12 protein-coding genes are annotated in these 15,137 nt (G+C 37.7%); 9 read left to right on the plus strand and 3 right to left on the minus strand.

Annotated features, from left to right (window positions below):
• Positions 1 to 28 precede the first annotated feature (28 nt).
• Together DN064_RS08830 and DN064_RS08835 are read right to left on the minus strand one after the other, a co-directional pair.
• Positions 29 to 2,539, minus strand: a complete 2,511-nt coding sequence (locus DN064_RS08830) for a DUF5686 and carboxypeptidase-like regulatory domain-containing protein (RefSeq protein ID WP_115462273.1) — start codon at positions 2,537 to 2,539, stop codon at positions 29 to 31.
• 82 nt (positions 2,540 to 2,621) lie between these two features.
• Positions 2,622 to 3,599 (minus strand): pyruvate dehydrogenase complex E1 component subunit beta, encoded by a 978-nt coding sequence (locus tag DN064_RS08835; RefSeq protein WP_115462274.1) that lies wholly within the window; start codon positions 3,597 to 3,599, stop codon positions 2,622 to 2,624.
• Between the two features lie 326 nt (positions 3,600 to 3,925).
• Between DN064_RS08835 and DN064_RS08840 the strand changes: the two genes are divergently transcribed.
• The 7 genes from DN064_RS08840 (at position 3,926) to DN064_RS08870 (ending at position 12,638) form a co-directional block, all read left to right on the plus strand.
• Positions 3,926 to 4,672 carry an electron transfer flavoprotein subunit beta/FixA family protein gene (locus DN064_RS08840; RefSeq protein WP_115462275.1) on the plus strand — a complete coding sequence of 249 codons (747 nt, stop codon included), beginning with the start codon at positions 3,926 to 3,928 and terminating at the stop codon, positions 4,670 to 4,672.
• 21 nt (positions 4,673 to 4,693) lie between these two features.
• The gene (locus DN064_RS08845; RefSeq protein WP_115462276.1) at positions 4,694 to 5,656 is read left to right on the plus strand and encodes an electron transfer flavoprotein subunit alpha/FixB family protein; all 963 of its coding nucleotides are present in this window, start codon (positions 4,694 to 4,696) and stop codon (positions 5,654 to 5,656) included.
• A 111-nt stretch (positions 5,657 to 5,767) separates the two neighbouring features.
• The gene (locus tag DN064_RS08850; protein WP_115462277.1) at positions 5,768 to 6,382 is read left to right on the plus strand and encodes a bifunctional nuclease family protein; all 615 of its coding nucleotides are present in this window, start codon (positions 5,768 to 5,770) and stop codon (positions 6,380 to 6,382) included.
• Positions 6,383 to 6,391: 9 nt separating this feature from the next.
• Positions 6,392 to 8,104, plus strand: coding sequence for a NupC/NupG family nucleoside CNT transporter (locus tag DN064_RS08855; RefSeq protein WP_115462278.1), 1,713 nt, complete (start codon positions 6,392 to 6,394; stop codon positions 8,102 to 8,104).
• Between the two features lie 125 nt (positions 8,105 to 8,229).
• Complete coding sequence (locus DN064_RS08860) at positions 8,230 to 9,054, plus strand: thymidylate synthase (RefSeq protein WP_115462279.1); 825 nt, start codon at positions 8,230 to 8,232, stop codon at positions 9,052 to 9,054.
• Position 9,055: 1 nt separating this feature from the next.
• On the plus strand, positions 9,056 to 9,862 hold the full coding sequence (locus tag DN064_RS08865; protein WP_115462280.1) for a hypothetical protein: 807 nt from the start codon (positions 9,056 to 9,058) through the stop codon (positions 9,860 to 9,862).
• Between the two features lie 28 nt (positions 9,863 to 9,890).
• On the plus strand, positions 9,891 to 12,638 hold the full coding sequence (locus DN064_RS08870; RefSeq protein WP_115462281.1) for a T9SS type A sorting domain-containing protein: 2,748 nt from the start codon (positions 9,891 to 9,893) through the stop codon (positions 12,636 to 12,638).
• Positions 12,639 to 12,688: 50 nt separating this feature from the next.
• Here DN064_RS08870 and DN064_RS08875 read toward each other — a convergent pair whose 3' ends face one another.
• Entirely contained in the window at positions 12,689 to 12,985 is a 297-nt protein-coding gene (locus DN064_RS08875; protein WP_115462282.1) for an isoamylase early set domain-containing protein, read from the minus strand.
• A 283-nt stretch (positions 12,986 to 13,268) separates the two neighbouring features.
• Between DN064_RS08875 and DN064_RS08880 the strand changes: the two genes are divergently transcribed.
• Together DN064_RS08880 and fabD are read left to right on the plus strand one after the other, a co-directional pair.
• Positions 13,269 to 14,195: a dihydrofolate reductase gene (locus DN064_RS08880; protein WP_115462283.1), complete on the plus strand. Its 927-nt coding sequence runs from the start codon at positions 13,269 to 13,271 to the stop codon at positions 14,193 to 14,195.
• A gap of 48 nt (positions 14,196 to 14,243) precedes the next feature.
• On the plus strand, positions 14,244 to 15,131 hold the full coding sequence (gene fabD / locus DN064_RS08885; protein WP_115462284.1) for an ACP S-malonyltransferase: 888 nt from the start codon (positions 14,244 to 14,246) through the stop codon (positions 15,129 to 15,131).
• Positions 15,132 to 15,137 lie beyond the last annotated feature (6 nt).

Consider the following 15,137-nt stretch of genomic DNA (forward strand, 5'->3'; position numbering starts at 1 on the left):
GTTGGAAATTTGTGGGGTAAAGATAGGATTAAAAGCTAAATCCAAAACCGAGGGTCATCCCAAATTTCCGTGCATTTGGATTGTCCAAATAGTTCCCTCTAAAATTAAAGTCAATTCTGAAAATTTTAAAAATATTGTCAATACCTACACTGTATTCGTAATAAATATCCTGATCAGGAGCTTGTAAATCAATTTGCGCTGGATTATCTGTTGTATTTAAAGCAATGTTCTCATCGGATAACTGCCCCCAAACTCCTCTAAAACCAACAACAGTTCTCAAGTTCCATTTTTTAATAAAAGGTATCCTTGAAAATAGACGTCCATTAAAGTTGTGTTCAATATGGAAGGACCCATAGGTATCTGTCACAAACTCATAAAAATCCAATTGTGGAAAGCTGTTATAAATACTGAAGTAGGTCTGATTACCAGGAACCACACTTAACAAAGCTAAGGACACCGGGCCAAATGTTTTACCAATTTCAACAGATGACGTTAACCGACCAAAACCACCAACTTGCCAAGGTTGGAAATAGGAAAACTGAAGTTTTGTATAGTCGAAATTACTATCAAACACACCCCTAAACCCTTGACTTATTTGAAAAAACAATCGTGCGTAGTCAAAGTTTTTTTCCTTGCGCTCCACTCCATACCCTGTCATTTCTCTTTTAGGTAAAAAGGCAAATGAAAGTCGTGTTTCGAATTGTCGTGTTTCAGAAGATACTCCAGTGGGTGAAAACGGATCATTATAATCCAGACTAAATGTTGGAGAAGCAGAACTAATAGTTCTGTAACTGGAGTTGAATCTAAATCCAAAGTTCTTGACGGGCTCCATTTCAAACCCTAAAGTGCCTAAATTTATATTAGAAAGTTTATCGTTAGTATTGGCCGTAAAGACTGCATTAGAAGCAATGGACCTCCCCAGGACATCATTAGAACTCGTTAAATTGGCACCAAGCTGCTCGATATCGCGCCTTTGACCCCCAAAAATGATCAAACGATTCTTTTTGTTTAACAACCATTTCCCAGAAACACCATACTTAAACTTCTGGTCCTTAAACCCATAAGCGACAAAACCCTCAAGTCGCCATAAATCATTTTGACCAAAGTATGTTCTTCCTCCTACTCTTAATCGTAGTCCTTCAATATCATTATAACCCCAGGTATTAAATATTGGACCATAGTCCAGATTAAGCTCAGGAAATTCATAATAACCAGAAGATAAAACGGATCCAATATTATAAAGGCGACGAAAAGCTCTAACAGTAGTCAAGGTATCTAGCATCTTGTAAACTCCCTGTTCATCCTTGTTTAAAGCTTCCAGTCTGTTAACATCCCAAAAGTCATCATCTCTATTATAAACACTTTCGTCATAGTCAAAGACCTTTTCATCATAGAACTCGGGATCTTTGGGTTGATCAAATATATAATTGTCATATAAGGTTGTTCGCTTTCCATAAACACCTCTGGATTTCTCACGTTTATTCAGAGCAAAATCTGACAAGAAATAGTCTCGTTTTAGCAAAAAAACTGAGTCATTTAATACTTCAAATTCTTGCTCAATATAAATCTCTTTTACCCAATTGATATTAGCACTTTTGGTTGCCTGAAGATTGATTTCCTTGATAGCAAATGTGGAGTCATTTACCCAAAAGTCACCCTTAAAGGTTAATTCGCTCTTTCGTCTTGGGTAATAGACTATGTTGTAACACCATTTATTATCAATGAAGGCACTGTCTACTAAAACGTAGTTATAGGTGTTTATTCCTGTACGACCAATTGGACTCACGAAACTCTTATCAAAGAATTCTAAATAATTATTGTAGACATCATAATCAGAATATAAATCGTCTATGAAATCAATAATAGTCTGATTATTACTAAAGCCTGAATTTTTATTACCAAGTAGTTGCTCTCGTTCTTTATTAATTAAATTATCCCCAGAGACTCTATTAACCGACTCATTTAAGAAAATTGGTAGATAGGTTTTTCCAGTGATTCTCGAGGTATCTATTTCCTCAAAAATAAATTCCATACCCTTAAAAATCCTGCTCTTGATAACAGAACTATCTATGGTATTAAGATCAAACTCTACCTTTTCGTATTTATCATACTGATACTGCTTGAATTGTTTGAGACCATTCTGCCGTTTTCGAGACCAGATTTTCTTAAGGATTGCAATAGCAGGGTTCTCAGATTCTTTCTTAGATTGTTTCCCAGACACAATAACCACCTCATCCAGTGATGCTGCTTGCTCAGGAAGTATAATATTTAAATCGTAATTTACCTTTTTGGTCAGTGGTATTTCCTTAGTCTCATATCCGATAAAAGAAATAACAAGAACATCCCAGCGATTTTCGGATTCCAAATAGAAACGTCCATTCTCATTAGTGGTAGTCCCCTCCGTAGAACCTTTGAAAAGCACATTGGCGAAAGCAACAGGCACATTATTCTGATCGAAAACGTATCCACCTACTTTCGTCTGAGCTAAGCTCACCGGTGCCAGTAAAAGGAAGAATAAAAAAGAATAAATCAGTTTCATAACAAAAAAGCCTCATCAGATACCACATTCTCAAATCATGGTATCAAATGAAGCTTTAATAACGTAAAAATACGTGCAATATTTACTTATACATCACTTTTTTAACGGCTTTAATCACGTCATTTGAGTTTGGAAGCCATTCTTCAAGAAGTACCGGTGAATATGGAGCTGGTGTATCAGCTGTATTTAGTTTTACAACAGGCGCATCCAAGTAATCAAATGCTTCGGACTGCACCAAATAGGTGATCTCTGTTGCCACGTTACCAAATGGCCAAGCTTCTTCAAGGACTACTAAACGATTTGTCTTTTTTACCGACTCAACTATGGCTTTTCTATCCATGGGTCGAACAGTTCTAAGATCAATAATTTCACAAGAAATACCTTCTTTCTCCAATTGATCAGCTGCCTTATAAGCCTCTTTGATAATTTTACCAAATGATACTATGGTAACATCTTTACCTTCACGTTTAATCTCGGCGACACCGATAGGAAGCGTATATTCTCCTTCAGGAACCTCCCCCTTATCACCGTACATTTGCTCACTCTCCATAAAGATAACAGGATCGTCATCCCTAATTGCAGATTTTAAAAGACCCTTAGCATCATATGGATTTGAAGGCACTATCACTTTCAGCCCTGGTGTATTAGCAAACCAATTTTCAAATGCCTGAGAATGGGTCGCCGCTAACTGACCTGCTGAAGCCGTTGGACCTCTAAATACAATTGGACATTTAAACTGGCCACCTGACATTTGGCGGATTTTTGCAGCATTATTAATAATCTGATCGATCCCAACTAATGAGAAGTTAAATGTCATGTACTCCACAATGGGTCTATTTCCGGTCATTGTTGATCCAATCGCAATACCTGCAAATCCAAGCTCGGCAATTGGCGTATCAATAACGCGCTTCGGTCCAAACTCATCCAACATGCCTTTGGATGCCTTGTAGGCACCGTTATATTCAGCTACTTCTTCACCCATTAAATAAATGCTCTCATCTCTGCGCATTTCTTCACTCATAGCCTCAGCTATAGCTTCTCTGAATTGAATAGTTTTCATTGATTCATTTTTAAGCGTAGCAAAAATAGGAATAATTCATTAGTCTTATAGTAAAAAAATAGCTGTAATAATGGTGAATCTTACTAGTCCTAATCCTTGACTGGTCTAACATTGGCATTAAATGAATCTACTCAAGATATAGGGTATGGATTGCCTTCCAATATATTTAGATATTCTTAATTTTAGCGGTTTAAATTTTTAATTCTGCAATTCAAATAGGTATTTTTAACGAATATGAAAAAAATACTATGCGTGCATAGTAAAATCGAAATAAAATATTTAACTTCGTATCCGCTAAAAAATTAAGTAAATAAACAAGAAAACATATGAAAATTTTAGTCTGTATAAGTCATGTTCCTGACACCACGTCTAAGATTAATTTTACTGAAAATGACACCAAATTCGATACGAATGGAGTTCAATTTGTAATTAATCCAAACGACGAATTTGGTCTAACAAGAGCTATGTGGTTTAAAGAAAAACAAGGTGCCTCAGTTGATGTTGTTAATGTAGGAGGGCCTGAAACGGAACCAACATTAAGAAAAGCGTTAGCGATTGGCGCTGATACAGCCATAAGAGTTAATACACCAGCAACCGACGGATTTGCAGTAGCAAAACAACTTGCTGAAGTTGTTAAAAACGGTGGCTATGATTTAGTCATTGCAGGAAGAGAATCTATAGACTATAATGGGGGTATGGTTCCAGGAATGTTAGCTGCCATGATAGATGCCAACTTTGTAACCAATTGTATAGGGCTTGAAATAGACGGTAATTCGGCTAATGCCGTACGTGAAATTGATGGAGGTAAAGAGACGGTCTCCACATCGCTACCTTTGGTAATTGGAGGTCAAAAAGGATTGGTAGAAGAGTCTGATCTTAGGATTCCAAATATGCGTGGTATTATGATGGCCAGAAAAAAACCTCTATCAGTTGTTGAGCCTGCTGCGGCTTCAGACGAAACTTCTGTTCAAAGCTTTGAAAAACCAGCCCCAAAAGGTGCTGTAAAGTTAGTGGATGCAGAGAATATTGATGAACTAATTAATTTACTGCATAACGAAGCAAAAGTCATATAACCTCAATTTTAAAAAAATATCATGTCAATTTTAGTATATACCGAAACAGAAAAAGGAAAGTTTAAGAAAGCTGCTTATGAAGCAGTGTCTTATGCCAAAGCTATTGCAGATAAAATGGGTTCAACAGTAACGGCTGTTGCTGTTAATTCAGAAAATCCAGAAGAGTTGGGGACTTATGGAGCAAGCAAAGTACTTAACGTGGTTAATGATTCACTGAACACCTTTAACGCCAAACCATATGCAAGTGTTGTTTCCAGTGCAGCGCAGAATGAAAATGCACAAGTAGTTGTCATTAGTTCTAGTGCAGACAGTCGCTATCTAGCGCCTCTTTTAGCTGTGTCGTTGGAAGCTGGCTATGTCTCTAACGTGGTAGAAGTCCCGTCAAGTACTTCTCCGTTTGTTGTTAAACGAACAGCATTTACAAATAAAGCCTTTGCAAACACAGAAATTACCACAGCAACCAAATTAATTGGTCTGTCCAGTAACGCCTTTGGTTTAGTTGAATCTTCAACAAGCTGCGAGGTTGTTGAATTTAATCCAGAAGTACCTAGTTCAGGAATAACTGTAGAATCAGTAGATAAAGCAACGGATAAGGTTACCATTGCAGATGCTGATATTGTAGTTTCAGGAGGACGCGGATTAAAAGGTCCTGAAAATTGGGGTCTCGTTGAAGATCTTGCCGAGGTTCTTGGAGCGGCCACGGCTTGCTCAAAACCAGTGTCTGATCTTGGATGGAGGTCTCATAGCGAACACGTTGGTCAAACGGGTAAACCAGTGGCATCCAACCTATATATTGCCATTGGGATATCAGGTGCTATTCAGCACTTGGCTGGTATCAATTCCTCAAAGGTTAAGGTGGTTATTAATACAGATCCTGAAGCACCATTTTTCAAAGCAGCTGACTATGGTATTGTTGGTGACGCCTTTGAAGTAGTGCCTGTTTTAACGGAGAAATTAAAAGCTTTTAAGGCCCAGAACGCTTAGCAAATATTTTGTGATACTTAGTAGAACTGCTTAAATTAGCATTAAGTCGAATAAGGATGAATTCGATTTGGTAAAGTCCTAATTTAAGCAGTTCTTTACGTTTTATTGTTTATGAGCTTGGTAAGATTAAATATTAAAGGCATCTCCTACAGCCAAACCCAAAATGGTGCTTATGCCTTAATCTTAAATGAAGTTGACGGAGATAGAAAACTTCCAATCGTTATTGGGGCTTTTGAGGCGCAATCAATTGCTATTGCTCTTGAAAAAGAAATAAAGCCACCCAGACCCTTAACACATGATTTATTTAAGAGCTTTGCTGATAGATTTGAAATTATAGTGAAACAGGTTATCATCCACAAACTAGTGGATGGTGTATTTTACTCAAGTTTGATTTGCGAACGCGATGGTGTTGAAGAAATTATTGATGCCAGAACGAGCGATGCTATAGCTTTAGCACTACGGTTTAAAGCACCAATTTTCACCTATAAAAATATATTGGATAAGGCAGGTATCTATCTTAAGGTAAATCCTAAAAAAGACGAAGACGAAGAAGATACAATTTTGGTTGATGATATTGTTGCTGAAGAAATTGAATCAGCAACAGCTCCTGAGGCCAATTATAGCGATAAGACTATAGACGAACTACATCAGTTACTTGAAGAAGCCGTGTTAAATGAAGATTACGAAACGGCTGCGAAAATTAGGGATGAAATTTCCAAACGCTAATCTCTACTCATGACGCGATTTCTAACAGCTTTTTGTCTATCCCTATTTTGGTTTCAAGTTAGTAGTGGACAAAACATTGAAGGAACGTGGAATTTTGAATCTATTACCGATAGTTCTGATATTGAGCTGTATCCCATAACCTCAAATGATTCACTTGTTATAAATGCCGGGAATTTTATCTATCATTTAGATTCTAAAAATCTCAACGCCAAGGGTCACTACCTTTATCAAAATAAGTTACTTGTATTTTACTATACCGAACCTAAGGATACAGTAAGAACCTATGTGGTTGATCAGCTTTCCGAATCGTCTCTAGTTTTGAGAGAAAACTCGATAAGTTATGAGTTCAAAAAACCGGAAGTTATTCTGAGTAATCAAACAGAAACTATCCCAGATAATAGTATTATTAAAAGCAAGGGCTTTTCAATGACTTCTTTATGGAGGGGTGGGTTAGGCATGGTTGTTTTAATTCTCATCGCCTTTCTGTTAAGTGCCAATAGAAAAGCTATTAATTGGAGAACGGTTAGCTTAGGCTTACTCACTCAGTTAATCCTAGCCATTGGAGTATTAAAGGTCCCGGCTGTTCAGGTTGTTTTTGAATGGATTGGTCAGAGATTTGTTGACATTCTTGATTTTACTATGGCGGGTACAAAATTCTTATTTGCCTCTTTTAGCACAAATGAAATAGCAGATTCCCTTATAACCTTTGCAATTTCAATTCTACCGACCATTATTTTCTTTTCTGCTTTAACTTCGGTTCTGTTCTATTTAGGAATCATTCAAAAAGTTGTAAAGGCTATGGCCTGGTTGCTGACCAAGCTACTTCATATTTCAGGTGCCGAAAGTCTAAGCGTGGCTGGAAATATTTTTTTAGGTCAAACTGAATCGCCATTGATGATTAAAGCCTATTTAGAAAAAATGACCAAGTCAGAAATTCTTTTAGTCATGATTGGTGGTATGGCTACTGTGGCTGGCGGAGTTCTGGCAGCATACATTGGCTTTTTAGGGGGTGAAGATGAAGCGATGCGCGTTTTTTATGCCAAGCATCTACTAACAGCATCTGTGATGGCAGCACCAGGAGCTGTAGTTATTTCTAAAATGCTATACCCTCAACAAGAGCCCATTGAGTCTGATGTGGAGGTGAGTAAAGAGTTAATTGGATCCAATATTTTAGATGCCATAGCTAACGGCACCACTGAAGGATTGAAGTTAGCCGTAAATGTCGGAGCCATGTTGTTGGTGTTTCTCGCATTTATCGCCATGATAAATGGCATTTTTGGATGGATTGGTGGTGTATTTGGAATCAACTCCTGGATTGCTAATAATACGTCGTTTGATAGCCTATCTCTCGAGTTTTTGCTGGGTTATTTATTTGCCCCATTAATGTGGCTGATTGGAGTAGCCAAAGAAGATATCACCTTAATGGGTCAGCTTATAGGTATAAAACTGGCCGCAAGTGAATTTGTAGGTTACATACAATTAGCGGAGTTAAAAGACATCTCAAATGGAATCCATTTAAAATACGAGAAGTCCATAATTATGGCTACATATATGTTATGTGGGTTTGCCAATTTCGCCTCCATTGGAATTCAAATCGGGGGTATTGGATCGCTAGCTCCCGGACAACGTAAAACTCTTTCGGAATTCGGTATCAAAGCGCTGATTGGAGGTACAATGGCTTCTTTACTTTCAGCTACTATTGCAGGAATGATTATTGGCTAATTTACCAACAGATAGTTAATAACTTTTCTTCTCCTTGCCGCCACTTAAGAAATTAATGGAGGGCTTTTTTTCTATTTTCGCTATACTGATATAAATGAAATTCTTCACAAATTTTATACAATAATATGCAGCAGTATCATGATTTAGTGCGCCATGTCTTAGAACATGGAAATCAAAAAGGAGATCGGACAGGTACAGGAACACTAAGCGTTTTTGGTTATCAAATGCGTTTTGACTTGAGTGAAGGCTTTCCTATGGTAACTACTAAAAAACTTCATTTAAAATCCATTATTCATGAGTTGTTATGGTTCTTAAACGGTGATACCAACATAAGTTACTTGCAAGAAAACGGAGTAAGAATATGGAATGAATGGGCCGATGACAATGGAGACCTAGGTCCTGTTTATGGCTACCAATGGCGCAATTGGAATGGTGAAGAAATAGATCAAATCAAGGAAGTCATTTCTAGCTTAAAAAACAATCCAAATAGCAGACGCATGTTAGTGTCGGCCTGGAATCCATCTGTATTGCCTAATACCGGTATCTCATTTTCTGAAAATGTAGCCAATGGCAAGGCGGCCTTACCTCCCTGTCATGCATTTTTTCAATTTTACGTTGCCGATGGAAAATTATCATGTCAATTGTACCAGCGCAGTGCAGATATCTTTCTTGGAGTTCCCTTTAATATAGCTTCTTATGCGTTGCTAACGATGATGATGGCTCAGGTCTGTGGTTACCAAGCAGGTGATTTTATTCACACCTTTGGTGATGCACATATTTACAACAATCATATCGAGCAATTGGAGTTGCAACTGTCCAGAGACATTCGTCCACTTCCAACCATGAAAATAAATCCTGAGATCAAAAGTATTTTTGATTTTACTTTTGATGATTTTGAATTACTTAATTACAACCCACATCCACACATTAAAGGAGCGGTTGCCGTGTAGTATGATTCGAGCTATTTCATTAGTTCTATTTTTTCTTTCTTTCGGCTTCTCATTCAGTCAAGATAATGTACCCCTAGTTTTTAAAGGATGTGAGACTGCTGAAAATCAAGAAAATTGTAGTATTCTGCAACTTGCAAAAATAATAAGAAGTCATCTGAATTCTGCGATTCTACCTTATGAGTTAGCAGAGAATGAAGACCTTACTTTATCCTTACGCTTAGCTTTTTACGATGACGGAAGCATTAGAGATAATTGGTCTATCATCTATAATTCAGTTGAAAATAGTCATGAAGAATTTGAACCAATACTTACCATGATTCCGGTAACCTTGACTGCTATTAAATCTAAAGATGAAAATAGATTAAGTAGTTTTTCAGGATTCTTCACATTTAAAAAAAATAATGGCCGCTATAAAGTGACAGCGGTTTCAAATGAAGCACAAGAACAATTCAAGATCATTGAAAAAGTGCCTATTGTAAAAGGTTGCAAGCCTAAATGGAGTAATGAAAAAATAGTTAAGTGTAATAATAAAAAAATCAATACCTATTTTGAGTCAAATTTTAAATTAGAGAATTTGGATTTCAAATACTATGTTGAAGGTGAAATTATTAGTGCTAAGGTTTACTTTTTTATCGAAACAGACCGCAGTATTTCAATTTCAAAGATTGAGGCTCCAGAGGAAACTTTTACCAACGAAATTCGTCGTGTTATAGAAAATTACAAGGCAATTGAAACACCTGGATTCATTGGTTCTAAAGGGGTCAGGGTACCTTACAGCCTCCCTATTCAAATGGTCTATCATAAATGATTATTTTTGGTATTCCACTCCATTTCAGATGAATCGAAAAACTACCAGAACTAGACATCTTATATTACTCTTTCTTTTAATGAGTGTTGGTACTGTCTTAATAATCCAAACCAAATCAGATGTCATTTCCATTGATATCCCAAGTGTTAAAAACGCCAAATCACTTTATGAAATATCCGAATATAATACAGAACGTTACCTCTACGAATATTACCGTCAAGCCAATACGCAAACCGGAAAGATTCCTTATGATCAAAAAGAATTAGAATTAACGGAAGCACAGTTTCGTTTAAACACCCCTTCAACGAATAGACAGGCCATTTCTATCGATTACCAATCCAGAGGTCCTTCGAATCTAGGTGGCCGAGCGCGAGCCTTGGTCATAGATAAAAGTGATCCCTCTGAAAATACAATTCTCGCCGGGGGTGTCAGTGGTGGTGTATTTAGAACAACTGATGGCGGTGCCAATTGGGTCAAGGTATCCCCTAATGATGCTGTATTTAATGTTACAACCATTGCACAGGATCCCAGAAGTGGTTTCGAAAACATCTGGTATTATGGAACTGGAGAATTTATTGGAAACAGTGCCAGTCTCAGTGGGGCCATATATAGAGGTCAAGGAATCTGGAAATCCATAGATGGTGGAATCACCTGGAACCAAATGCCTGGAACCAATTCAGATTTCACCGCTTTTGATTCCGATTTTGATTATGTGTTTAGATTAGCGGTTCATCCAGTGACAGGTGATCTTTATGCAGCCTGCTTAAAAAATATATTACGCTATAATGGTGCTTCATGGGTATCTGAACTAGAGGACCCATTAAGCAGTACTAACCTCAACCAATCCTCCGATGTAGTTATTACCGGTTCGGGACGGGTGTATCTGTCTTATGGTGGTGGAAATAGCTCCAACGTAGAAGGAGTGTGGACTTCCTCAAACGGCATTGGTAATTGGACACGTATCAATAATGGCAGCTTTACTCCAACCGGTAGACTAATTCTAGGTTTGGCCCCATCTAACCAAAATAAATTATACTGCTTTTATTATAACGGTAACGGTCCAGATTCTAATAACTTCAACAATAATTGCCCAGTTACCCCAGGACAGGAAGTAGACCTATGGCTTTGGGATCAGAGTACTGAAGATTTTACAAATTTCTCAGATCGATTGGCATATGAAGGGGGCTGCTCGATCTTTAATGACCCTTTTACTACATTTTCTGGTTACACTATGAGTATTGCAGTTAAACCAGACGACGAAAATTTTGTGGTAATTGGAGGATCAAATGCCTATAAAATTGGAGATATTACAAACACCAATACCCGTTTTCAACGAATCGGTGGCTATGTCAGCTCAACTTCTTATGGCTTATATGATTTAGCTGGGGATCCTCACCATCCCGATTTGCATGTATTTGCCTTTAGCAATAACAATCCTAATATTATGTATTCTGCATCTGATGGCGGCATTCATAAAACAAACAATATCCTTGCCTCTACTGTTGGATGGGAAAATTTAAATAATAGCTTTCAAACCTATCAGTATTATCATGTGACTCTTAATCAGCAAGCAGGGTCCGACTTAGTTCTAGGTGGGACACAGGATAATGGTACATCTGTAGGTGGGACTGACTTTAATTTTGGAACCATTTCGGATCTAACAAGTCAGATTCAGTTTCTTTCTGGAGACGGAGTAGCTGTTGCCATTGCAAATGATGGCTGTGGTGGAAACCCCACATACTATATGGGAGTACAAAATGGCACGATCTATAGGGTTTGTAATCAATTTGATCTTATTACTCCCAACAACTCCCAAAGTCAGTTTGTGACATATTTCTACATGGATGAAACGGCCGATAATGTTCTGTATTACGCTGGTCTTGGAAATCTATTTCGCACAACTGACGCAGCCAATGTAACACCTAATTCATGGGTCAATTTAGGTTCATTGGCAGTCATAGGTGCTAATGATCGCATCCAGCGACTAGCAGCATCTTTGGGTACATATAACCCAACAAATAGCTATTTATTAATTGGTGGTGATGAAGGACGTATATTGCGACTTGACGATCCAAGAAATAGTATCACCATTGGATCTGCCATTGATATAACACCAGAAGGTGCGGCCATTGGTTTTCCTTCAATAGTCACAGGGTTAGCCGTGCATCCCAGCAACAATGATATTGTTATGGCCACTTACTCCAATTACGGAAACGAAAGTATATTTATTACAACAAACGCCACTAGCCCCAATCCAAGTTGGACCTTGGTTGAACGGAATTTAGCTGCATTTTCTATCCGATCTGCTGCCATCATTGAAAATGAAGGTGACGTTCTTTATCTGGTAGGTACAGCAAGAGGTCTTTATAGCTCAACTGATCCCTTTTCCACAGATTGGCAATTGGAAGCTGCTAACGATATTGGAATAGCCTTAATCAGCGATTTGGATTACCGAGATACAGATAGTCATTTTTTAATTGGAACTCACGGAAATGGGATGTATGAAGGTATCCCTTCGCAGACTTTAGGTACTGCCACACTAGAGCCCAACCAATGGGCTGTGTATCCAAACCCAACCACTGATCTGATTCATTTTAAGGGTAAATCCGATCTGACTGGGTCAAGCTTTGTTATATACGATATCAATGGAAGGCAAGTGGATCAAGGTCAAATAAAAGACAATTCTATCGTGGTTTCTCGTCTTAAGGAAGGTCTTTATTTTATCGACGCCGAAGTATCTACTGGAAAATTCCAGACAAAATTTATTAAGCAATAAAAAACGCCCATGAAACATGGGCGTTTAAAAGCTTTTCCTCAGAGTACTTACTATAGATTCAATACTCCGTTTTCTGCAGCTGCAAAGTCATTCCAAGCAAAAGCATCTGCCTGCTCATCATTGATGTAGTTACCATCAACAACATACCTAAACTCATAAGAAGCTTCACTTGCTAAATCAACGGTTCCTTTAAACGTCCCATTCTTTAACTTTTTTAATTCTGTAGCTTCTGTATCCCACTCGTTAAAAGTTCCAACAACGGCTACACTGTTAGCCTCTTTTGCAGGTACAGAAAATGTAACTTTACATACTGGCTTGCTCTTTAAATACTGCTTTTTAATTGCCATAATGATAGATTTAATTATGGGTTAAATGTATAAAAGAAAATATCCAAGAAAGACCTTGAATTACCTTAAAATGAAAGAATTATCAATTTGGTAAAATATGGCTTACTTTTATTTAAAGATGGTAAAAAAAGGAGTGCTTTTTTAGAGTGTTCTTAATGAAAAAACAATGGTAAAATAGCTGATTTTCAACTACATCGTTTGCGATATTTTGAAACATTTATAAGCTTTATTCCTAGCAATCGTTTTAGTGAAAAAAACTTACCTTTAAAATTAAAATAGAAGCATGTTTGGACGTAAAAAAAAGACTCCAGAAATAGACAAAGAACAACTCGAACTTATCGAATACGCTCAAAAAAGGATCCGTAAAAAAAAGCGTGTCTACAGTCATTTTATTTTGTTCTTAATAGGGTCCATTTTTGTAATATTAGCAAATACTGTTTTAGGGATAGGCAAGGACTTTAAGATAGCAGGTGTTGATTGGTTTGTCCTTGTAATTATCGTATGGCTATTCTTTTTAGCTTATCACATCTTTAAGGTTTTTGTTACCAATCGATTCATGGGTAAGGACTGGGAAAAAAAACAGCTAGAAAAGCTAGTCGCAAAACAACAACGTCGCATTGAAAAAATCAAAACAAGACTTGAAAAAGAGGCCACTGTTATCGCTGAAAGCGAATTTAATGACGAACAAAAAACGATACCTGAATCTAATGCTTTAAATAAAAACCTTACCCTGATTGCAGCAGCCGGTGAGGACAATTCTCTGGGTAAAGACAATGACCTCATTTGGCATTTAAGTGATGATCTTAAACGATTTAAATCTTTAACTAATGGGCATACCATCATTATGGGAAGAAAAACATTTGAAAGCTTCCCTAAACCTTTACCTAATAGAACACATATTGTTATTACTAGAAACAAAGATTATGCCGTTCCTGATGGAGTTCTTATTACTCACTCATTAAAAGAAGCCATTGAACTCATCGGGGCCGACGAACAGCCCTTTGTTATTGGTGGGGGTGAAATTTATAAGCAAGCGCTACCCTTGGTGGATAAAATCGAATTAACACGAGTCCACCATGAATTTGAGAATGCCGATACTTTTTTACCGGTGATTGATGAATCTATTTGGAAAGAGGTCAATAGAACCACGCATGATGCCGATGATAAGCATGAATATGCCTTTTCTTTTATAACATATGAACGTAGGTAGGCATACATTGATTTTATTTCTATTTTTACCGACCAAAATAGCATTGACATGAAGTCATACATTTTTCCCGGTCAAGGGGCACAGTTTTCTGGAATGGGGCTTGATTTGTACGAGCAATTCCCATTAGCTCAGGAACATTTTGAAAAAGCCAATAGCATACTTGGTTTTAATATTACAGACGTCATGTTTGAAGGGTCTGCTGAAGATCTAAAAGAAACTAAAGTCACTCAACCGGCCATATTTTTACATTCAGTGATACTGGCCAAAGTATTAGGAGAGTCTTTTCAACCAGAAATGGTTGCAGGGCATTCTTTAGGTGAATTCTCTGCTCTTGTAGCCAATGGAGCTTTAACTTTTGAAGATGGCTTAAAATTAGTCTCTCAAAGAGCACAGGCTATGCAGAAAGCATGTGAGCTCAAACCAGGAACCATGGCAGCCGTTTTGGGATTGGATGACGCCATTGTTGAAGAAGTTTGTGCCAACACACCAGGCATCGTTGTTGCCGCTAATTACAACTGCCCAGGTCAACTCGTTATATCAGGTGAAGTTGAAGCTATTAATTCAGCTTGTGAGACTCTTAAAGAAAAGGGGGCTCGACGTGCATTGGTACTTCCTGTTGGAGGTGCTTTCCACTCCCCTTTGATGGAGCCAGCAAGAGAAGAATTGGCTGCTGCTATTGATGGGACAGAATTTAGCACACCAAATTGTCCTATTTATCAAAATGTTACTGCCAGTGCCATTTCAGACCCTGATGCTATAAAGGCCAATTTAATAAGTCAGTTAACCGCACCTGTTAAATGGACACAATCAGTTCAGCAAATGATTGCAGATGGCGCCACCCTTTTCACCGAAGTCGGACCTGGTAAAGTGCTGCAAGGATTGGTCAAAAAAATAGAGCGCTCCGCTGAAGTAGCGTCAGCTCAAATTGAATCTTAAATTTTA

This window comes from Winogradskyella aurantiaca (genome assembly GCF_003362725.1).
Classification (GTDB): Bacteria; Bacteroidota; Bacteroidia; order Flavobacteriales; family Flavobacteriaceae; genus Winogradskyella_A; species Winogradskyella_A aurantiaca.